General features: G+C 42.3%; 19 protein-coding genes. 10 read left to right on the forward strand and 9 right to left on the reverse strand.

All coding sequences use genetic code 11. From position 1 onward, the window contains the following. Nucleotides 1–105: 105 nt before the first annotated feature. Both guaD and MKI85_RS16340 read right to left on the reverse strand, forming a co-directional pair. Nucleotides 106–1425, reverse strand: coding sequence for a guanine deaminase (guaD, locus tag MKI85_RS16335; protein WP_241629270.1), 1320 nt, complete (start codon nt 1423–1425; stop codon nt 106–108). A gap of 53 nt (nt 1426–1478) precedes the next feature. Further along, complete coding sequence (locus MKI85_RS16340; protein WP_241629272.1) at nt 1479–2534, reverse strand: Rieske 2Fe-2S domain-containing protein; 1056 nt, start codon at nt 2532–2534, stop codon at nt 1479–1481. Nucleotides 2535–2650: 116 nt separating this feature from the next. Between MKI85_RS16340 and MKI85_RS16345 the strand changes: the two genes are divergently transcribed. Next, nucleotides 2651–3256, forward strand: a complete 606-nt coding sequence (locus MKI85_RS16345; RefSeq protein WP_241629274.1) for a nucleotidyltransferase family protein — start codon at nt 2651–2653, stop codon at nt 3254–3256. 64 nt (nt 3257–3320) lie between these two features. Here the strand turns inward: MKI85_RS16345 and MKI85_RS16350 are convergent, their stop codons facing one another. Beyond that, nucleotides 3321–4283: a TerC family protein gene (locus MKI85_RS16350; RefSeq protein ID WP_241629275.1), complete on the reverse strand. Its 963-nt coding sequence runs from the start codon at nt 4281–4283 to the stop codon at nt 3321–3323. A 649-nt stretch (nt 4284–4932) separates the two neighbouring features. Between MKI85_RS16350 and MKI85_RS16355 the strand changes: the two genes are divergently transcribed. Then, nucleotides 4933–5217: a GNAT family N-acetyltransferase gene (locus tag MKI85_RS16355; protein ID WP_241629277.1), complete on the forward strand. Its 285-nt coding sequence runs from the start codon at nt 4933–4935 to the stop codon at nt 5215–5217. Nucleotides 5218–5280: 63 nt separating this feature from the next. Here the strand turns inward: MKI85_RS16355 and mpl are convergent, their stop codons facing one another. Beyond that, nucleotides 5281–6648 carry a UDP-N-acetylmuramate:L-alanyl-gamma-D-glutamyl-meso-diaminopimelate ligase gene (mpl, locus tag MKI85_RS16360; protein WP_241629279.1) on the reverse strand — a complete coding sequence of 456 codons (1368 nt, stop codon included), beginning with the start codon at nt 6646–6648 and terminating at the stop codon, nt 5281–5283. A 235-nt stretch (nt 6649–6883) separates the two neighbouring features. Between mpl and MKI85_RS16365 the strand changes: the two genes are divergently transcribed. The 4 genes from MKI85_RS16365 to MKI85_RS16380 all read left to right on the forward strand — a co-directional run bounded on the left by MKI85_RS16365 (nt 6884) and on the right by MKI85_RS16380 (nt 11150). After that, complete coding sequence (locus MKI85_RS16365; protein ID WP_241629281.1) at nt 6884–7234, forward strand: DMT family protein; 351 nt, start codon at nt 6884–6886, stop codon at nt 7232–7234. A 292-nt stretch (nt 7235–7526) separates the two neighbouring features. Beyond that, the gene (gene purE, locus MKI85_RS16370; protein WP_241629283.1) at nt 7527–8042 is read left to right on the forward strand and encodes a 5-(carboxyamino)imidazole ribonucleotide mutase; all 516 of its coding nucleotides are present in this window, start codon (nt 7527–7529) and stop codon (nt 8040–8042) included. Between the two features lie 15 nt (nt 8043–8057). Continuing rightward, nucleotides 8058–9179: a 5-(carboxyamino)imidazole ribonucleotide synthase gene (locus tag MKI85_RS16375; protein WP_241629285.1), complete on the forward strand. Its 1122-nt coding sequence runs from the start codon at nt 8058–8060 to the stop codon at nt 9177–9179. Between the two features lie 672 nt (nt 9180–9851). Beyond that, entirely contained in the window at nt 9852–11150 is a 1299-nt protein-coding gene (locus MKI85_RS16380) for a lytic murein transglycosylase (RefSeq protein ID WP_241629286.1), read from the forward strand. A 51-nt stretch (nt 11151–11201) separates the two neighbouring features. Here MKI85_RS16380 and MKI85_RS16385 read toward each other — a convergent pair whose 3' ends face one another. The 5 genes from MKI85_RS16385 to MKI85_RS16405 all read right to left on the reverse strand — a co-directional run bounded on the left by MKI85_RS16385 (nt 11202) and on the right by MKI85_RS16405 (nt 16379). Further along, nucleotides 11202–11579 carry a hypothetical protein gene (locus tag MKI85_RS16385; RefSeq protein WP_241629288.1) on the reverse strand — a complete coding sequence of 126 codons (378 nt, stop codon included), beginning with the start codon at nt 11577–11579 and terminating at the stop codon, nt 11202–11204. A 118-nt stretch (nt 11580–11697) separates the two neighbouring features. After that, nucleotides 11698–12603 (reverse strand): matrixin family metalloprotease, encoded by a 906-nt coding sequence (locus tag MKI85_RS16390; protein WP_281070043.1) that lies wholly within the window; start codon nt 12601–12603, stop codon nt 11698–11700. Nucleotides 12604–12712: 109 nt separating this feature from the next. Then, nucleotides 12713–14656 (reverse strand): molecular chaperone DnaK, encoded by a 1944-nt coding sequence (gene dnaK, locus MKI85_RS16395; protein ID WP_241629290.1) that lies wholly within the window; start codon nt 14654–14656, stop codon nt 12713–12715. Between the two features lie 121 nt (nt 14657–14777). Next, entirely contained in the window at nt 14778–15326 is a 549-nt protein-coding gene (gene grpE, locus MKI85_RS16400) for a nucleotide exchange factor GrpE (RefSeq protein WP_241629291.1), read from the reverse strand. Between the two features lie 174 nt (nt 15327–15500). Further along, a complete protein-coding gene (locus MKI85_RS16405; protein ID WP_241629293.1) occupies nt 15501–16379 on the reverse strand; it encodes a LysR family transcriptional regulator in 879 nt (292 codons plus the stop codon). Nucleotides 16380–16479: 100 nt separating this feature from the next. Here MKI85_RS16405 and MKI85_RS16410 point away from each other — a divergent pair, with 100 nt between their 5' ends. The 4 genes from MKI85_RS16410 (at nt 16480) to MKI85_RS16425 (ending at nt 20183) form a co-directional block, all read left to right on the forward strand. Beyond that, nucleotides 16480–17343 carry an MBL fold metallo-hydrolase gene (locus MKI85_RS16410; RefSeq protein ID WP_241629295.1) on the forward strand — a complete coding sequence of 288 codons (864 nt, stop codon included), beginning with the start codon at nt 16480–16482 and terminating at the stop codon, nt 17341–17343. A gap of 540 nt (nt 17344–17883) precedes the next feature. Next, complete coding sequence (locus MKI85_RS16415; protein WP_142769856.1) at nt 17884–18120, forward strand: hypothetical protein; 237 nt, start codon at nt 17884–17886, stop codon at nt 18118–18120. A gap of 265 nt (nt 18121–18385) precedes the next feature. Then, a complete protein-coding gene (locus tag MKI85_RS16420; protein ID WP_241629297.1) occupies nt 18386–19447 on the forward strand; it encodes an alpha/beta hydrolase in 1062 nt (353 codons plus the stop codon). Between the two features lie 166 nt (nt 19448–19613). Continuing rightward, nucleotides 19614–20183, forward strand: a complete 570-nt coding sequence (locus MKI85_RS16425) for a peptidylprolyl isomerase (RefSeq protein WP_241629299.1) — start codon at nt 19614–19616, stop codon at nt 20181–20183. The last annotated feature ends 296 nt before the right edge of the window (nt 20184–20479 follow it).

Consider the following 20479-nt stretch of genomic DNA (forward strand, 5'->3'; position numbering starts at 1 on the left):
GTTGTATATTTTTTGCTCTCACCATGACTGTCGCGTCGGAGTAAGACGATGCCTGCGAGTAGCAGCAGGCACAGTTTTAACTTGGGCAACGTAGGCGGCACAGGCCTATTGAGGCTGGACATAGGCTGCTTGACCATAAACATAAGTCGCGTGAATATTACGGTCATCGCCCATGGTCATTAGGGCAAATAATGCGTCTTCAATGCCTTTGGTACGTTGTTGACGAAGAGACTGTAAAGCTGTGGCATGCAGGTCCAGCACAATAAAATCGGCTTCTTTACCCACATTAAAGTTACCCAGTTGATGATCTAAGCTGAGGGCTTTGGCACCGCCTAAAGTGGCGTGATAAAGCGATTCAAATGCAGACAGTTTATCGCCTTGTAACTGCTGTACTTTGTAGGCTTCATTCAATGTTTGCAGCTGATTGAAGGACGTCCCTGCCCCAATATCGGTGCCTAATCCAACTTTCACCTGTTTTTCCCAAGTCTTTTTCAATGGGAATAAACCACTACCGAGGAACAGATTTGAAGTTGGGCAGAAGGCGATCGCTGAATCTGTGGTATGCATACAGTCCCATTCGTGCTCTTCTAAATGCACGCAATGGGCAAATACCGAACGTGACCCAGTTAGCCCATAATGATGGTAAACATCTAAATAGCCTTGTTGTGCAGGAAACAGTTCTTTGACCCAAGCAATTTCATTCTTATTTTCACTTAAATGGGTATGAACATATACATCTGGATATTCAGCTTTAAGTTGCCCTGCCAGTTGTAATTGTTCAGGCGTAGAGGTAGGAGCAAAACGTGGGGTAATCGCATACAGCGCACGCCCCTGCCCATGCCATTTTTCAATCAGGGCTTTAGAGTCCGCATAAGCGCTTTCAGGTGTGTCACATAAAGCATCAGGTGCATGACGATCCATCATTACTTTACCAGCAATCAGGCGCATCTGATGGCGTTGCGCTGCTTCAAACAAGGAATCTACCGATTCAGGGTGCACGGTGCAGAATACCAATGCTGTGGTGGTGCCATTTTTAAGAAGTTCTTGGACAAAAAACTCGGCGATTTTGGCTGCATAAGCAGGGTCTTGAAACTGCATTTCTGTTGGGAAGGTATACGTATTAAGCCATTCCAACAGTTGTTCGCCGTAGGCACCGACCATTTCGGTTTGCGGAAAATGGATATGGGTATCAATAAACCCAGGCACAATCAATTTTTCAGGATAATGCTGGATTTCAACGCCTTCTGGCAGATGTGCCGCGGCATCTTGCCAAGCACCAAACCATTTGATTTTTCCAGCTTCACTGATGAGCACGCCATCTTCTATATAACGCACCTGCTCTGCAATATCCGCAGCTTGCGCAACTAAATTCTGAATATCTAAAAAACGACCGCGAATGACAGTGGTCTGCAACAATGAAGACATGGAAAACCTACAACTTTTACTTTTTTCGGTTGATTGTACCTGAAAATGCCCGACTAAACTGTATAACGTTGACTGAGCCCCCACTCGGCTAAAATACGGCGATAGGTGGTAGAAGAACGATCGGCTTCAAAATGGGCTTCCATCATTAAATCCAGTGGCAGTTCTTCGGGTTTTTGTGATTCCACCATCGCTTGGTCTTCAGTAAAGATTTGTGCATTAAAGGCGTATACGGATTCCAAATCACCCGTTTGGTCAAAATTCCGAGTTATAGGTACAAATAAGCGCGTTTGATTGTGTGATACGGGACAGCAAGCATTTAAAATTTTCAGTACACCATCATTCGGAAAGTCAATACTGAGAATAGCGGAAAATGGCGGATAAACCTCGAAGGTACGGACCCATAAAAAATCTGCGGGCGCCAAATGCTGCAAGCCATGAGGATAGTTGCTGACATTGCTGATATACACGGTTTTCAGTCCATATTCCGTGCGTTCGGTGTGATATTTGGGTACCACAGGATTGTCACGATCGGCAAAGGCTTGATGGTGTACCCAAGCAAAATGTGTTACATCAATAAAGCCTTCCAATTGTCGACCACTAGAACCTGCAATATCTACATAGGGCGGTAAAATCGCTTGATGATCGGCATTGTCCCAAGTATCGAACACGGGAATATTGGTTTGGGTTGTGTCTCGTGCATGCAGGCTGGTCCAGATCAAACCATAGCGTAAAATCACAGGAAACTGGGTCAAGCTGAAACGCTCTGAAATCGTCGTTAAATCAGGTTGTGCGGGAATTTTGGTACATTTGCCAGCGCCGTTATAGCGTAAACCATGATAGAGACAAATAATCTCCTCCCCTTCTACCCAGCCTTTGGATAATGGCACACCGCGATGCGGGCACACGTCACGGATCAGATGAATGTGACCTGCTTCCGTTTGATAGAGGGCCATGTTTATATCCAATAACGTCACCCGCTGCAGTTGCGTGCTGACATCTTGAATACGCGCCACGGGATACCAATATTGCGCCAGAATTTCCCAGTCTTGTGCGATAAATTGGCTATGACAAGGCTTGGCAATCGGATTCAGGGTTGGAATAGTATTCATGCTGTACGCTCATCATCCTGCTGGATCTGAATGAAGCAAATTCTTTGCCAAACTATCCAGATCCAGCCAAGATATTAGGTACGGGATGTATCTTTTAGCTTAAACAGGACCATTCGATGCAGGAAGAATTAGAAAGCTTAGATCGCCAAAACATCATGGCACTCCAGCAGATGCTGCGGAATCATGGAGCACTATGGCAATGTCTAGAGGTTTTGCGTAGCTTGCACCCTGATGCCTATATTTCTGCGGGTGCATTACGAAACTTGGTTTGGTCAAATTTACATGCTCAGGCTTTGGTACTGGAACAAAGCGAAATTGATGTGATTTTCTATGATCCAACCGACCCTGAAGATCACGTGGCAAAGCGATTGGCACAGCAACTCCAAACACATTTTCCTGAATACCTCTGGGATGTGGTCAATCAAGCCAATGTACATCGCTGGTACACCCATGCAGATGGGCAGCCGATTGCTGCTTATTCCTCATTGTTTGAGGCTGTCTCAATGTGGCCCGAAACGGCGACTGCAGTTGTCGTGCGCTTGTGTCTGGATGAACAGTTAGAGGTCGTTGCACCTTTGGGGCTTGCAGATTTATTTGAACTCAAACTGCGCTGGAATCCTCGCATGGTTAGTCATGCAGTGTTTTTACAGCGGATGCAAAGTAAAGCTTTTCTGCAAAAGTGGTCCAAATTGCGTTGGGTGCAACAGGAATGTGCGGATTGAAGCTCCCATAAAAAAGACAGACTTAGCGGGCTAAATCTGTCTTTCTGAGATTCATGCTTCTGGTTTAAGCAGATGGGTTCTCTTGTTTCTTATTGTGGCGGACTGACAGCCACGCGGTAATGCTCAATACAATCACAATAAAGCTTAGAGAAATCCAGATAGGCATGTGGAATACATCCAGCATCAACATTTTGAAGCCAATGAACAACAGGATAATCCCGAGACCGTAGGGCAAGTAATGCATTTTCGATGCAGCGCCAGAGAGCAAGAAGAACATTGCACGCAGACCCAAAATTGCCATTAAGTTAGCTGTTAACACAATGAACGGATCACTGGTGACTGCAAAGATGGCAGGAATAGAATCTACCGCAAAGATCACATCAGATGCTTCAACCAGTACCAGTACCAAGAATAATGGGGTAAACCACAACACGCCATTTTCACGGATAAAGAACTTATCGCCTTGCAGTTGCGGGGTAATACGTAAATGCTTACGTAACCATTTTAAGATCGCCATGTTCTCGATATCGGGTTCATCATCCTGCCCTTTGAGGAATTTGAAGCCTGTGTAGACCAAGAACGCGCCAAATAGGTACAGAATCCAAGAAAACTCTTGAACGAACCAAGCACCAATGAAAATAAAGATGGTACGCAGTACAATGGCACCAAGTACACCGTAGAGTAAGATTTTGCGTTGTAATGCAGGTGGAATTGCAAAAGCTGCGAAAATCATTAACCAAACGAAGACGTTATCAATCGCGAGGGATTTTTCCAGTAAATAACCCGCGATATATTCCATTGTTTTTTGGTTGGCAATCGCAACGCCTACGGTTTGCTGTAAATACAGCCAGAGGCCACCAGCGAATAACATTGCTACAGTGACCCAAGCAATACTCCAGTAAGCTGCCGTTTTAATGGCAACCTGTTGCCCTTGCTTTTGTTTAAATCCAAGAAAGTCGATCAACAGCATGATAATCACAATGCCGAAGAACGCTAAATACAGCCATAAATTGCCGATAGATTCCATAAAAAATCCTCAACATCTGGCAAATGGCCACAAAAAAACCTTGACCTGTTGCCAGATGATATAAACATCTGTGTCAACATGATCAAGGTCTTGCCTACATTACATCGAGTAATGCTCAGATACCGACTTTTTGCAAAGTGTAATGACGATATTCTGACACGTCAGCACGGTGTGCTGTTGCTGACGTCTGGAGGAGGCTACTCCCCTTGTTCAAATTCTGTATTGGACTAGGTCCAAATGATGCGGCAAGAATCGCATATTTTGTACAAAAGTGCAAATCTAAAGCGAAGCTGATCGATGTAAAGACTCAGAAGATTGATCTGAGGAGGAAAGCAAAGTTTATTCTTGGTCTAGGGTTTAAATATCAACGTCTGTATGGAACTGTGTTGTCATATTGGTCAATGACTTTGGCCAATAACGAACCACAGAGCATTAAAACAAAATAAATTAACATGCCGCTGCTCCTGTGCGTGCTACATGATTAGCATAGAAATAAAGTGCTAGGAGCTTCATCCCTTAAATTGGTGATTTATTGCGCAAGGTGTAACCAGATTTTAAACTTTGGTCGACGGAGGTTAAAACTGGGTGTTTTTTCTGCAGCGCTTATGGCATGTTAGCTGTAATTTTTCTCAATCAAGGATTGCCGAGCATGCAGTTCCAACATCAAAATAATGCGCAAAAGGGTGAGTTTTTTCTGAATGATGCCGCAGGTCAGCGGATTGCTGAAATTACTTATGTATGGCGTGATGCCACTACGATTGTGGCAGATCATACTTGGGTGGATGACAGTTTGCGTGGACAAGGTGTAGCACGTCAGTTATTGGATGTTTTGGTGGAATACGCGCGTGAACAACAGTTAAAAATCGTGCCTGTATGTTCTTATGTGGATGTGATGTTTAAACGTGATCAAAGTTTGTTAGATGTCGCAGCCTAACCTTCTATACAAGCTCCAAAAATAAAAAAGCCCGCTTTCAGCGGGCTTTAATCAATACAGTGCTTATTGTGTTTCTAAAGCGTGAATCAGCTTTTGATGTAAACCACCAAAGCCACCGTTCGACATAATGACCACGGCATCGCCCTCACCTGCTTCAGTCACCACAGTCTGAATGATATCTTCCAGTGAACGCGCAACCACAGCTTTATTCGGTGCTGCATCAATCACAGGCTGTAAGTCCCAGTCCAAACCTTCAGGTTGATACCAGATCACTTCATCGGCCAAACGTGCTGAATATGCCAATCCGTCTTTATGACTGCCCATACGCATGGTGTTCGAGCGTGGCTCAATAATCGCCCACAGTTTACGTTCGCCTAAGCGTTTACGTGCGCCATCTAGCGTGGTTTCAATTGCAGTGGGATGATGCGCAAAGTCATCATAGACTTCAATGCCTTGAATGGTGCCGAGCAGTTCCATACGACGCTTGACGCCACCAAAATTGGATAAGGCTTCACAGGCCGTTTCAATCGCTACACCCACATGTTCTGCCGCAGCAATGGTGGCTAAGGCATTTGCCACTGAATGTTGCCCTGTCATGTTCCATTTCACTTCGCCTTTGACCACGCCGTGCTGCAACACTTTAAAGTGCGAACCATCTGCCGACAGTTGTTCTGCAGAGAGCGCTGCATCAGCATGTGCATCTAAAGAGGTACGCACTACAGGCGTCCAACAGCCCATTTCTAAAACTTCATCAATGTTGCTTTCGGTAATGGGCGCAATAATGCGACCTTCACTTGGAATGGTACGCACTAAATGATGGAACTGTTTTTGAATGGCTGCCAAATCATCAAAAATGTCGGCATGGTCAAATTCGAGGTTGTTTAAAATGGCAGTTTTAGGATGGTAATGTACGAACTTGGAACGCTTGTCGAAAAATGCCGAGTCATATTCATCTGCTTCTACACAGAAATATTTTCCAGCGCCTAAACGGGCACTTTCAGAAAAACCTAAAGGTACACCACCAATCAGAAAACCAGGTTCTAAACCCGCTTGGTCGAGTACCCACGCCAGCATAGTCGTGGTAGTGGTCTTACCATGCGTACCTGCTACACCGAGCACATGTTTACCTTGTAACACATGGTCGGCAAGGAATTGCGGTCCCGAAATATACGGTAGTCCTTCATTTAACATATATTCAACTGCATCAATGCCACGTTTCATGGCATTTCCAACAATCACAAGGTCTGGATGCGGTTGTAAATGACTACGATCATAGCCTTGCATTAAAGTAATGCCTGCATTTTCCAGTTGGGTCGACATAGGTGGATAAACGTTCAGATCTGAACCTGTCACTTTATGTCCTAAATCTCGCGCCAGTAACGCCAATGAACCCATAAAGGTGCCGCAAATACCCAAAATATGCAGATGCATTGATTTTTAACTCCACTGCTTTTTGACACAGCACTTCATCATTGGTGTTGTTGTCAGAATTGATTTGACAGCAACGATAGCAAGGCTCTTCGGGAAAAGATAGTTTTTCTTGTATCTATTTAGAGCATGATTTCAGCCTGAATTATGTGTCAGTGAAACACGATAACTTCCCCTAAAACGGGTGCTTTGGCTTATACTTTTCAGCTCATTTTTCCTCTTGAATAAATGTGCTGTAATGATGAATAGCATGATGATTCCTTTTGCCTTGTTAGTGATTTCCAATTGTTTTATGACCATGGCTTGGTATGGTCATCTGAAGTTTTTACATGGTGCACCACTGTGGCAAGCGATCTTGTTTGGCTGGGTCATTGCGCTGCTGGAATATGCTTTTATGATTCCTGCCACACGTTTATTGGCGCAGGATGGTTGGACTTTAGGACAAATGAAAATTACCCAAGAAGTTATGACCTTATTGGTATTTGTGCCGTTTATGATGTATATGTTTAAACAGCCGTTTAAGCTGGACTATATCTGGGCGGGTTGTTGTTTATTGGGTTGCGTGTATTTTGTATTTCGAAGTCAGTAACTATTTTTAGCAGAATATAATGGTATGAATCTCATTCTGAGCCGTTGATAATGCTCAAGCCATAAAAAATTGCTGTTTAGCAGCTCAAATCATGGCGAAAGCGCTACATTTTTTTATCCATGCAATCATTTCCTTATTTTTATCGAAAAAAAAGCAAAAATATTTCGCTCCTGCCCTGCATAAATTTTGGTGAGATGAAAAATCAGTCTATAATATTCGGCTTCTGAACCAGTTAAAGCTTGGCTCTCGTCGAGATTTATCCTCTTTCACTCTAATCTCTGGAACATTAGCAATGAATGCGGCCGCAGCACAAGACGCTCAACCCCTCGTAGGAATTATCATGGGTTCTCAATCTGATTGGGCGACTCTCGAACACACTGCCAATATGCTTAAGCAACTTGGTGTCCCATTTGAAGCTGAAGTTGTTTCTGCACACCGTACCCCAGATCGTTTATTTGAATATGCTGAAACTGCACGTGATCGCGGTATTCAAGTGATCATTGCAGGCGCAGGTGGTGCAGCGCATTTACCTGGTATGTGTGCGGCAAAAACAGACTTACCAGTGTTGGGTGTGCCAGTAAAATCTTCTATTTTAAATGGTGTTGATTCACTGCTTTCGATTGTACAAATGCCAGCAGGTATTGCAGTCGGTACTTTGGCGATTGGTCCTGCAGGTGCAACCAATGCGGCAATTATGGCAGCGCAAATTCTTGGTTTGACTCGTCCAGAGATTGCGACAAATGTCGCAAACTTCCGTGCAGCACAAACAGAAAAAGTGGCAAGCAACAATATTCCGGGTCAAGCTTAAAACGGGACACAGGTTATGAACAAAACCATCGGTATTTTTGGTGGTGGTCAATTGGGTCGCATGATGGCGCAAGCAGCCTTGCCACTCAATATTCAATGTACCTTCTATGAAGCAGATACAGACTGCCCTTCCGCAGCTTTAGGTCAGGTGATTTCCAGCCAAACCGAACAAGGTCTGCAACAGTTTATTCAAAGCGCCGACGTTTTTAGTCTGGAATTTGAAAACACCCCGCTTGCGGATGTCGATCTTTTAACGCAAAGCAAAGCTATTCATCCGCCGCGCCAAGCGTTAGCGACTGCACAAAATCGTTTAATGGAAAAAGCCTTATTCGATCAATTGCAGATTCCTGTTGCGCCGTATCAAGCAGTGGACTCTTTGGAGAGTTTACAACAAGCTGTAGCTACGCTTGGTTTGCCTCTGGTACTGAAAACAGCCACTGGCGGTTATGACGGAAAAGGTCAATTTGTTCTGCGTAGCGAAGATCAAATTGAGCAAGCTTGGGCTGAATTGGGTCCAGCAAAAAGCCTGATTGCAGAAAGTTTTGTGACCTTCTCGCGTGAAGTGTCAATCATAGCGGTGCGTGGTCAAGATGGTGAAGTGAAAACTTGGCCTTTGGCTGAAAACCATCACCACCACGGAATCTTGTCGCATTCGATTGTTCCTGCACCAAACAGCGCGGATTTACAGCCTGCTGCGCAAGACTACATCACGCGTTTACTCAATCACTTAAACTATGTCGGCGTGCTGACACTAGAATTGTTCGTGACAGAACAAGGTCTATTTGCCAATGAGATGGCGCCACGTGTGCACAACTCAGGTCACTGGTCGATTGAAGGTGCGGTGTGTTCGCAGTTTGAAAATCATATTCGTGCAGTTGCAGGCTTACCTTTGGGTTCAACTGAAGTGGTCCGCCCTACCGTGATGATCAATATCATTGGACAGTATCCAAAATCGGAACAGGTTTTGGCGTTAAATGGTGCACATCTGCATTTGTATAACAAAACAGAACGTGCGGGTCGCAAGATCGGTCACATCACGTTAATGCCAAATGACAGCACCCAATTGACCACTTTATGTCGTCAATTGGCGAAAATTTTGCCTGTACCTTTAGCATTAAGCGAAGATATGACCATTTAAATCCTGAACTGTTTAGCAAAAAAGCGATCACTTTGTGGATCGCTTTTTTTATGTCGATAACTCAGGCATGCTACGCGACCCTGCACAGAAGTCGCACCGTTTATCGCAAATTATAGTTTCGTATTGTGGATTGAATGAATGAAAAATACGCTATAAGTCGTAGTTTTTGGTTGTTAAAGAATAAGAAAATAGAAAAATACTTTGAATTTAAAACTTGGTTTTGCTGAAAAGTTTGAATTTAAATACAGTGTGAGTCGTTAATTGTGGATAAAATAATTTGAATTTAAAGTTGATTGAAGCTTTTAAATTCATTTTTTTAAATTTAAAAGTATGGTTTATGAATTTAAATTAGGATTTTTGAATTTAAAAGTCGCTCCAGAGAGTTGTGATTCATACTAAGGCTGCTTGAATTGTGCGTTTGTACGTTTTAAATTTAAAGAACGGCTGTGGATAACATGTTTTAAATTCAAACTTTGAGTTTTAAATTCAAAGTGGTGGTTTTGAATTTAAATAAAGGTTTAGCTGGGGTTATGGATATCTATTTTTAAATTTAAAAATTAAATATGAATTTAAAACGAAGAAAATGAATTCAAATTTTACGTTTCTTATCTGTCAATTTTGCACTGGAATGTTAAGGTAAACGCATAATTTGAATTTAAAACGAAAGTCACGATGAAACGAGTTAATTATTTTATTTTTGGATCCATTTTTTGGGTTGCAGCACAATCCCATGCGGAATTGATTATTAATGGTCAGCCAGCTTCGGTTTCGACTTATAACAATAACTTAACAAAGCCAGGTGGTTATCGTTCCGAGAATAATTTTCAAGGTTGCTTATCGAATTTACGGAGTCAAGCACTTGCAGCAGGTGTCAGTGCGAGCACTTATGATCGTTATACCCAAAATTTAATGCCTGATTATAGCGTCATTGATAAGCTAAATTATCAGCCTGAATTTTCCACCCCGATTTGGGATTATTTGTCTGGTCTGGTTGATGATGAACGAGTGGAGATGGGGCGACAAAAATTAGCTCAACATCGAGATGTACTCAATCGCGTTGCCCAAGCTTATGGTGTACCTGCTGAAACTGTGGTGGCAGTCTGGGGCGTCGAAAGTAATTTTGGTAATATTTCAGGGAGTTATCCTTTGTTGCAGGCTTTGGGAACCTTGAGTTGTGAAGGTCGTCGCCAAAGTTATTTCCGTGGAGAGTTTTTTACCACCATGCGGATTTTACAGCGTGGTGATTTAAGAGAAGAGCAGTTGCGCGGTTCGTGGGCAGGCGCATTTGGTCATACTCAGTTTATGCCTTCAACCTATGAAGAATTAGCTGTTGATTTTGATGGTGATGGTCGCCGTGATTTGGTATCGAGTACCTCAGATGCATTGGCTTCGACCGCTAATTTTTTAACTAAACGTGGCTGGCAAACAGGTATGCCATGGGGCTTTGAGGTGACTACGCCTGCAAGTCTTTCTATTTCTGGTGAAGGGCGTCGTAATAAAAAAAGTTTGTCCTACTGGATGAATCAAGGAGTGATGCGTGCTGATGGTGGTGCATTAGTTCAAGGTAATTTATCGGCAAGTACCCCAGCAGGATTAATGGCACCAGCAGGTGAAAATGGACCGAAATTCTTGGTCTTTAAAAACTTTGATGCGATTTATAGTTATAATGCGGCAGAAAGTTATGCCTTAGCGATTGCACATTTATCGGATCGTTTACAGGGTAAAGGTCAGTTCCAACAAAGTTGGCCAACCAATGATGCTGGTACATCCCGTGCAGAACGCCGTGAAATTCAGCAATATTTACTCAATCGGGGTTATGACATTGGTAAAGTGGATGGTTTGATAGGTGATAAAACCCGACAAGCGATTCGTGATGAACAAATTCGTCTGGGTTTAAATCCGACTGGACGCGCAGGGCAACAGACTTTACGCGCTTTCCGTAACGAAAATGCCAAGTTGATGATGAAGTAATAAATTGAAAGATGACGGTGCAGCTGTACCGTCATCGCCTGTTTAGATATTTTATTCGACTTCGATGGGATCGAATTTCACCGCTTCTAGAATATCAAAAATCACCGTTGTGACATCCTGACTTAAATCGCGGTTATTAAAAATTTCATGTGCAGTAATCGTGACATCTGTATCGCTTGGAAGTAGGCGTTGTTCTTCTTCAATCAGATGTTGAATTGGCAGCAAGGTCTGCTTGATTTCTAAATGCAAAATATCCTGAAATTCAATATTTTCATCTTCCAGTTCAATTTCTTGCTCATTGAAATACGGCAGGAGAATAGAGTAGAGATAAGGCTGAATTTCAATAATATCATACAATTCCAAATCACGAGTTTGTTCAATTGTGCTGATATGATCATTCACTTCAATGAGAATATGGTAGTAACTCACATTGTTCTCCGCTCAGTTTGCTGTGTGGATGGTTCTATCACAATAGCATGAAATCTGATCTTTTGCTGCGCAAATCTAACTGAAAGCCTTATAAAGTTTAAGGGTATTTTTCAAGAGTCTATTGCCGTGCGGCCAATAACTGTAAATCCGCAGCTTTAAGCCTAAAATGCTCTAAATCCTGTTCCCCGAGCATTGGATACATCAAGGCTTGTGGATCATTATGATGTGCTAGTCCTAAGGCATGCCCTAATTCATGCGCGATGGTCAGTCTTAAATCATCACGACCATCAAATTGATAGATTTCAATTTTATCTCCCATAAAGACGCCTTTATGAAATTCACGTGCGGGAAAGCGTTGCTGGGCTTGTATGATTTGTTGATTAAATTGCTGAATATTTAGGTTGTGTTGATCCACTTGCTGATTAAACTTCTGATTTTGCTGTTGATAGTAAGCAATTTCTTGTTCAAATTGGGAAGCTCTTAGCTGAAGTTGTTGTTGCTGATCGCGCAGGCTTTGCTGCTGTGCAGGTGATCTTGCCTCAGCGAATTGAATTTGCAAGCGCTGATATTCGGCTTCCAGTTGTTGCTTTTGTTGTGTTAATCGCTGTTGGTGAAATTCAAGTTGAGCACGTGCTTGTTCAATATTGTCTGAAGAGCGGCCCGTTTGATTTCTGCTGTGATCCAGTTTTTGTTGGGTCTGTTTTAACGCCTCCGCATCTTGCTGGCGTTGATCATAGATCAGTTCAATACTGAGTTTGGCATTCGGATCATAAACAAACAGATTTTGCTGTGTACCTTGATGCCAGATGGTTAAAGCTTCTTGGCTTAGTTGAATGACTTGCTCATGTGTGAGTCCAAAACGTGGATCCACATTGCCAATTTTAAAACGTAAACGTTGGTCAAAGGGATGCAGGAGTCGATCCGACCAGGCGTTATAGCGTAATTGATAATGTGCATGACTTTGATAGCTGAGCCACAGTAAAGCCAAGAAGAGAAGAATTAACCCAAGTCGATGCATAATCATTTTTCTTGTTCATTTGTACTTAATGTAGCGAAAAGTACGTGATGTGGAAATATGCAGTACCTAAAAATAAAAAAACCGCGCTTACGCGCGGTCTTTTCAATCTGACAAATTATTTTTTGTCATCTTTTACTTCAGTGAACTCAGCATCTACAACACCGTCGTCCGCTTTTTGTTGTTGACCCGCATCGCCACCTTGGAATGCATTTGGATCAAAACCTTGCGCGCCGCCAGCTTGTTGAGCTGCTTCGTATGCACGTTGGCTAATCGGCATAATGATGTTTTGTAATGCTTCAGTTTTCGCTTTGATCACTTCAACATCATTTTCTTTCGTAGAGGCTTCAAGTTCAGAAACTGCAGTTTCAATTGCTGTTTTTTCATCAGCAGTCACTTGCTCGCCCAAATCTTTCACTGCTTTTTGCGCGCTAGAAACAAGAGCATCTGCTTCGTTACGAGCTTTCGCGAGTTCTTCAAACTTGCGGTCTTCTTCAGCATTCGCTTCAGCATCTTTAATCATTGCTTCAATTTCAGCATCAGACAAACCTGAGTTTGCTTTGATCTGGATCGATTGCTCTTTACCCGTGCTCTTATCTTTCGCAGATACTTTTAAGATACCATCCGCGTTAATGTCGAACGATACTTCAATTTGCGGTACACCACGTGGCGCAGGTGGAATGTCACCTAACTGGAAGTTACCCAACAATTTGTTTTGTTGAGCCATCTTACGCTCACCTTGGTAAACCGAAATGTCTACAGCAGGCTGGTTATCAGCAGCGGTAGAGAACACTTGTGATTTCTTCGCAGGAATCGTGGTGTTTTTCTCAATGATTGGAGTCAAAACGCCGCCCATTGTTTCGATACCTAAAGTTAAAGGTGTTACGTCAAGTAAAAGAACGTCAGTTTTGTCGCCAGACAATACTGCACCTTGAATCGCAGCACCGATTGCAACAGCTTCGTCAGGGTTCACGTCTTTACGTGGCTCACGACCGAAGAACTCTTGAACTTGCTGTTGAACCATTGGCATACGAGACTGACCGCCCACCAAGATCACGTCAGAGATGTCAGAAGTCGAAAGACCAGCATCTTTAAGTGCAATACGGCAAGGCTCAATGGTACGAGCAACCAAGTCAGCCACTAAGCCTTCAAGTTTTGAACGTGTTACGTTGATCACTAAGTGTTTAGGACCAGTCGCATCAGCTGTGATGTACGGAAGGTTGATTTCAGTTGCGTTAGAAGAAGAAAGCTCGATTTTTGCTTTTTCAGCAGCTTCTTTCAAACGTTGTAACGCAAGAGGATCATTCTTCAAGTTAACGCTTTGTTCTTTCTTGAACTCTTCAACCAAGAATTCGATCAACGCATTGTCAAAGTCTTCACCACCAAGGAATGTATCACCGTTAGTCGACAATACTTCGATTTGTTGGTCGCCATCTAAGTCTGCGATTTCAATGATTGATACGTCAAAAGTACCACCACCTAAGTCGTAAACCGCAATTTTACGGTCGCCTTCTTTTTTGTCCATACCGAACGCAAGTGCCGCAGCAGTTGGTTCGTTAATGATACGTTTAACATCAAGACCTGCAATTTTACCTGCATCTTTGGTTGCTTGACGTTGTGCATCGTTAAAGTAAGCAGGAACCGTAATCACGGCTTCAGTCACTGTTTCACCCAAGTAATCTTCTGCAGTTTTCTTCATCTTTTTCAAGATTTCAGCAGAGATTTGTTGTGGTGCAAGTTTCTTGTCGTTTACTTCAACCCAAGCATCACCATTGTCTGCTTTGATGATTTTGTAAGGTACCAGACCGATGTCTTTTTGTACCGCTTGGTCTTCATAACGACGACCGATCAAACGTTTGATCGCGAATAATGTGTTTTTAGGGTTAGTCACTGCTTGACGCTTTGCAGATTGACCTACCAAGATTTCACCATCTTTATACGCAATAATCGATGGAGTTGTACGAGCGCCTTCAGCGTTCTCGATTACTTTAACTTTGTCGCCTTCAAGTACAGCAACACATGAGTTTGTAGTACCTAAGTCAATACCAATGATTTTAGCCATTAGATCTGTTCCTCAAAAATTCTTGTGCAATGTTTTTGCTTGTTATCCGATATGAGAGCCATTCAAAATTTTTCAAGTTGTTTTTCTGAAAATTTTTCACAAACTCCCGTATTTATAAGGCTTATGCGCCTACCATCACCATCGCAGGGCGAAGTAAGCGACCATTCAAGGTGTAACCTTTCTGTAAAACGGTGCCAATTTCGTTCGCTTTGGCATTTGGATCAATACCTACCGCTTGGTGCAAATCTGCATTGAAGCCGTTTTGTGTATCTGCTTCGACCACACCAAATTTCTCAAGTGTCGTGAGTAAAGATTTCAATGTGAGTCTTACACCTTCGAGTACAGGTGTTTCTTCTTCGCCTGCAGCCTGAATCGCGCGTTCTAAATTGTCGACAGAGTCGAGTAATTCTTTCGCAAACTTTTCCAGTACCGTGTCTTTATGCTTTTCAGATTCACGTTGAATGCGTTCTACGCTTTTCTGTGCTTCATAAACGGCATTCGCAGTACGGGCTTTTTCCAGTTTTAGACTTTCTTCAAGCTTGCCGATTTGTGCCTGTAAATCTTCAACTGAAACGTCTGCTTGCTCGGTTTCAGCTTGAGTTTGCGCTGTTTGTTGATCCGCTTGCTCTTGTTGAAGGTCTTGAGCGTGTTCGTTTTGCTCAGTTGTCATTGATTTACTCCGTTTAAAAGGGTTTTTAAACATGTACAGTCCTTTGGCGTCAGTGCTAACTGGTTAATTCTGAACTGCCATGAGTTATGAAATTCATGATTAGTACAAGAGTTCGGGGCAGGGATGGAAAATTCAAGTTGTAGGCTTGATTAAATTTGCACTATTTATGTTTTTTTAAGGCAAATTGAAGTGTTGAGCCACAAATGCGATGAATTCTTGTGTTTTTATACTTAAATGACGACGAGACGAATACACCACAGACAATTGCATTTGCGGCAAGGCGTAGTCGGGCAGAATCTGATGTAGTTGCTTTTGATTCAGTTCAGTTTGCACTAGTGCGGCTGGCAACATGGCAATCCCTTGAGCATGTTTACACAGTTCTAACAGGGCATAGGCATCGTTACTTTGAATCACACTGTTTAAGGCATAGTTCTGCGGTTTTTGGTTGATGGCATTCAAGGTCCAGATGGAATACATACTGTGATGCGTCAGACAGGTGTGTTGCAATAGTTGGTCGGGATGCTGAATTTCAGGCGCTTGAGCCAAATACTCAGGATGCGCGCACAGCACCGAGTCTATGGGAAATAAGGGGAGCGCAATTAAGCCTTCAGCAATTTTCGGGCTGATGCGAAAAGCCAGATCAATCTGCGCTTCAATTAAATCGAGCGTGTCTTCGGTCACCACGATATCAAACTGTACAAATGGAAATTGCTGACGGAAGCGTTGAATACATTCGGCTAGACCATTTTGTAACAGGAACAGCCCTGTGGTCAGTCGAATTATTCCCGTTTGTTGCTGATCTTGAGTCATCTCCAACAGCAGTTGCTGTTGTTGCAAAATATTTTCACAGTAATGCAGCGCTTGTTCACCAGCAGCCGTGAGCGAAATTTTACGGGTATTACGATGAAATAATCGGGCAGAAAAGTGATTTTCCAGATGCTCTAAATAGCGTGACACCATGGCCCGCGAAAAACTGAGCTGGTCTGCTGCTTTGGTCAAACTGCCTTGTTGGGCAATACAGACAAAGACTTGAATGGCTTTTAAGGTATCCATATTTCTGATTATTGTTGCAATATTTGCAACAGTTTATCTTAATCCAGATGGTTTATTTGGCAAAAACTGAAACTTATAGTATTCAAAAATCAAATCTGAGATGAATACCATGCAAGCCATGTTTTATGCTGTTGCCTTAACCGCTTTAGCATTGAGTTCTACTGCGTATGCGCAAGACTTAAAAACTCACACTTATTTAGCCCAATCTGAACATTTCGGCGTGACGTCTACCCTGATTGAAGGTGATAAAGAAGTCATGCTGGTGAATGCTCAATTTTCTAAGTCTGAAGCGCTACGAATTGCCGCAGATATTTTGGATCGAGGCAAAACTTTAAGCACGATTTTCGTGAGTTATGGTGATCCTGACTATTATTTTGGTTTGGATGTTTTCCAGCAGTACTTCCCAAAGGTGAAAATCATTGCGACGCCTGAAACCGTGCAACATATTCAGGCGACTCAAGCATTGAAAGTCCAATACTGGGCACCACAAATGGGTGCGAATGCACCCAGCAAAATTATTGTACCTGAAGCGTATAGCGACAAAACCTTAGGCTTCGAACATGAAGTCATTGCAATTAAAGGGCATAAGGAACTGACTTATTTATGGATTCCAAGTGCCAAAGCGGTGGTTGGGGGCATCCCTGTTTCATCGGGTATTCATCTATGGATGGCGGATACGCCTAGTTCTAAAGATCGTGCCGAAGTGGTGAAGACATTGGAATCCATCAAAGCACTTCAACCTGAAGTCGTTGTTCCTGCACATATGCAGGCGGGTGCTGCTGAAGGGCTAAATGCGGTGAACTTTTCCATTGATTACTTAAAGCAGTATGAAAAAGCCGTGAAAAAAAGCAAAAATGCTGCAGCGTTAGTTCAAAGCATGCAGCAACAATATCCTGATCTGACAGAGTCTAGTAGTTTAGAATTAGGAGCGAAAGTGGTTAAAGGCGAGATGAAATGGCCTTAATCCATTCATTAAGAGCAAAAAGCGATCAAGTTAAACGAAATTAAATATTTCACAATTTTTATAGATTTTCTTAAGCTATGCCTTAGCAATCGCTGCTGTAGTTTCTGATAGATTGATTCAGAATCTGTTTTTTAAGCTTATTCAACCTACGAATAAGCTTTTTTTTTGTGAAATTGCGGAGAATTGCAATTTTTTATAGCAATTAAATGTCAATCACGTTGCAATGCGTCGGTTGTGTGTTTGTTCCGCAACAATCATGACGTGTTTTATGACTAAACATGCCTCTGATTGATCTTGTTCTTAGGCTGGTGATAGAAGTGAGATGCAATTTACTTGAATAAAAATAGCAATTTGTATGCTTTATGCTTTTTCTAAAAACAAATTAAGCCTGAATCGGCCTGTTTAAAAAACATTGCAGAACGCCACCAAGTCATAAAAAACCGTAACGGTAGATGTGTGCAAAACTCAGTGAAAACATCAATCCTAGTTCTCGCAAAGCTGGAGCAAGGCTTTGTGCTTTTATTTTCAAAGGAACTCTGTATGAAAAAAGTCGGTTTATTTTCTATTTCTATGTTAGCTATTTCAGTGCTTGCAGTGGGTTGTGCTTCAAAAGATCCTGTACAAGCGACTGAAACAGCTCAAATGTCGACCGGAGCAGAAGTGGGCGCACAAGGACAAGTCGGAATTGCAGCCCAGGCAGATGGATCTGCAAATATGAATGCTCCTCAGGCTCAAATGCAGGATATGCAGGCACAACCACAATCGATGCAACAATAGTTGTTGGCTTGAATTAACGCATATTTAGAGTAAAAGACAGTACTTGAATGAGGTGTACTGTCTGAATCTCTTCAACTGCTTATGTAATTTGTACTTGTTGTGGATTTAAAGCTTTGTATTGATGATTTTGACTTGAACTTGCAGAAAGAGTGTTAATGACAATATGCTTAAAGCAGATTAGCTTTGTTGCAAAAGCCATAATTTAAGGTTGAGCTTTATTTCTTAAAGTTCACCGAAAGATAAAACAACAAGGAATAAGTCGTTTATGGGCATATCAATACAAAAAGTCATGGAACAAAATCAAGGCACAGCAGCACGGCTGTTAGATAAGCTGCCTAATTTTGTACAGGAAAACATCGTCAAGGCCTTGGCTTATCCTTATCACTATCCCGAATTAGACTCTTTTCTTAAATGTCTGGTTGCCGTTCAGTATAAACAAAATAAAACAGGCTTTATTTCGGCAGATGCCCAGAACTCTCGTAAAGCCTTTGAATTACAGAGCCAACTTCTTGCGGGAAAATCAACAGCCATTAAACAGGTGGAAGATTTACGTTTACCTTTACACAGTGGCACCATCTTTGCGCGCCACTATCATCCGGCTCCCAATAAAAAACTGCCTATGCTGGTGTTCTATCATGGAGGTGGTTTTGTTGTGGGCAGTGTCGACAGTTATGACGAAGTCTGTCGTTTATTGGCGCGACATGCCAATGTACAAGTGCTCAGTATCGACTATCCATTGGCACCAGAAGCATCGCCGCATCAAATTGTCCAAAGTTGTGAAGATGCCTTGGCTTGGGTTTATCAAAACCGTAAACAGCTGAAGATTTTAAAAAATCGAATTGCAGTGGCAGGGGACAGTGCGGGCGGTAATTTAAGTGCAGTTGTGGCACAGCGTAGTGCGGGGAAAGCTTATGCACCGCATGCTCAATTTCTGATTTATCCAGCTTTGGACTTCAAAAGTCGTCATCCGTCCTTCTTTGCCTATAAAGATGGCTTGATCTTAACGGGTGATGATGTGGATACCGTGACTGCGCATTATGCAACGCAACATCAAGTAGCACTGGATGATCCGATTATTTCGCCAACCTATGGCAATTTAAAAAAATTGGCAGCGGCTTTTGTGGTCACCGCAGGGCATGATGTACTGCATGATGAAGCGGAGATTTATGCACACAAACTTCGACATCAGGGCGTAAACGTGGTTCACCATGATTACCCCAACATGACCCATGGTTTTATCAACCTCGCAGGTTTATCCAGCACTGCAAAAAAGCACTATATCGAGATGAGTCGCAAGTTCCGAAAATTTTGGGATAAGCACAGTTAAAACCGCGTTGGAATTCAAGTATAGGGTTTCATTTGAAACCCTCTATAAACTAGAGAATGTTGTATTTTTTGCTGTGTAGATAAATAAAAGAAAGGCAAAACTACCTGAAATTTGAGAGTTGTGCTAAATATAATCAACCATAAAATACATCATAGGAACCCCTAACATGTTAAAGCAAAGCCTCGCGTTATTGACTGCAGCAACATTCAGTGTGTGTACATATGCAGCCAATACTCTGGTGGAAATGAAAACATCAATGGGAAATATTGAAATTGAGCTATTTAATGATAAAGCACCAATTTCAGCAAAAAATTTTGAAGACTATGCAAAAGCAAATTTCTATAACGGCACTATTTTTCATCGTGTCATTCCAGGCTTTATGATTCAGGGAGGTGGAATGGATGCCAACATGGTCGAAAAGCAAACCAAAGCACCCATTAGCAACGAATCTTCAAATGGCTTGAAGAATATGCGTGGTACTTTGGCGATGGCGCGCACCAACAATCCGAATTCAGCAACCAGTCAGTTCTTTATTAACGTCGCAGACAATGACTTCTTAAATAAAGGCTCAATGAATGCTGGATATGCCGTCTTTGGTAAGGTGACAAAAGGGATGGATGTGGTCGATAAAATTGTAAAAGTACCAACCACAAGCTATGGCATGCACCAAGATGTACCGCAACAACCTGTGAAAATTCTTAATGTGAGCGTTAAACAGGCAAACCCAACTAAATAATGAAAAAATGCAGCAGAAATATTTTATTCATATTTCTGCTGTAGAATTAGGGGTTTATGGCAATAAAAGTATAATAATGAACCAAATTAGTGCATAAAAATACAACACTCATGAAAACAGCAAGTTAAAAGTGCTTGCAAGGGTTTTTATTTCCCCTATAATGCACCCATACCGACGAGATAGACGGAAACGAACGAAGCACAAAATGCTGAGTTGTTAAGTTTATTAAGTCCAGCATCTAATACTGACGAAGTATTAGAAAGATCATTAAGAGATTATGAAGAACAACTTGTGTG

Origin of the sequence: Acinetobacter zhairuonensis, from assembly GCF_022601715.1 — a bacterium.
In the GTDB taxonomy this organism is placed as follows: Bacteria; Pseudomonadota; Gammaproteobacteria; order Pseudomonadales; family Moraxellaceae; genus Acinetobacter.

Coding starts and splice junctions, on each gene's coding strand:
- guaD (WP_241629270.1), bottom strand. CDS start 1,425: ATGTCTTCATTGTTGCAGACCACTGTCATTCGCGGTCGTTTTTTAGAT.
- MKI85_RS16340 (WP_241629272.1), bottom strand. CDS start 2,534: ATGAATACTATTCCAACCCTGAATCCGATTGCCAAGCCTTGTCATAGC.
- MKI85_RS16345 (WP_241629274.1), top strand. CDS start 2,651: ATGCAGGAAGAATTAGAAAGCTTAGATCGCCAAAACATCATGGCACTC.
- MKI85_RS16350 (WP_241629275.1), bottom strand. CDS start 4,283: ATGGAATCTATCGGCAATTTATGGCTGTATTTAGCGTTCTTCGGCATT.
- MKI85_RS16355 (WP_241629277.1), top strand. CDS start 4,933: ATGCAGTTCCAACATCAAAATAATGCGCAAAAGGGTGAGTTTTTTCTG.
- mpl (WP_241629279.1), bottom strand. CDS start 6,648: ATGCATCTGCATATTTTGGGTATTTGCGGCACCTTTATGGGTTCATTG.
- MKI85_RS16365 (WP_241629281.1), top strand. CDS start 6,884: ATGATGAATAGCATGATGATTCCTTTTGCCTTGTTAGTGATTTCCAAT.
- purE (WP_241629283.1), top strand. CDS start 7,527: ATGAATGCGGCCGCAGCACAAGACGCTCAACCCCTCGTAGGAATTATC.
- MKI85_RS16375 (WP_241629285.1), top strand. CDS start 8,058: ATGAACAAAACCATCGGTATTTTTGGTGGTGGTCAATTGGGTCGCATG.
- MKI85_RS16380 (WP_241629286.1), top strand. CDS start 9,852: ATGAAACGAGTTAATTATTTTATTTTTGGATCCATTTTTTGGGTTGCA.
- MKI85_RS16390 (WP_281070043.1), bottom strand. CDS start 12,603: ATGATTATGCATCGACTTGGGTTAATTCTTCTCTTCTTGGCTTTACTG.
- dnaK (WP_241629290.1), bottom strand. CDS start 14,656: ATGGCTAAAATCATTGGTATTGACTTAGGTACTACAAACTCATGTGTT.
- grpE (WP_241629291.1), bottom strand. CDS start 15,326: ATGACAACTGAGCAAAACGAACACGCTCAAGACCTTCAACAAGAGCAA.
- MKI85_RS16405 (WP_241629293.1), bottom strand. CDS start 16,379: ATGGATACCTTAAAAGCCATTCAAGTCTTTGTCTGTATTGCCCAACAA.
- MKI85_RS16410 (WP_241629295.1), top strand. CDS start 16,480: ATGAATACCATGCAAGCCATGTTTTATGCTGTTGCCTTAACCGCTTTA.
- MKI85_RS16415 (WP_142769856.1), top strand. CDS start 17,884: ATGAAAAAAGTCGGTTTATTTTCTATTTCTATGTTAGCTATTTCAGTG.
- MKI85_RS16420 (WP_241629297.1), top strand. CDS start 18,386: ATGGGCATATCAATACAAAAAGTCATGGAACAAAATCAAGGCACAGCA.
- MKI85_RS16425 (WP_241629299.1), top strand. CDS start 19,614: ATGTTAAAGCAAAGCCTCGCGTTATTGACTGCAGCAACATTCAGTGTG.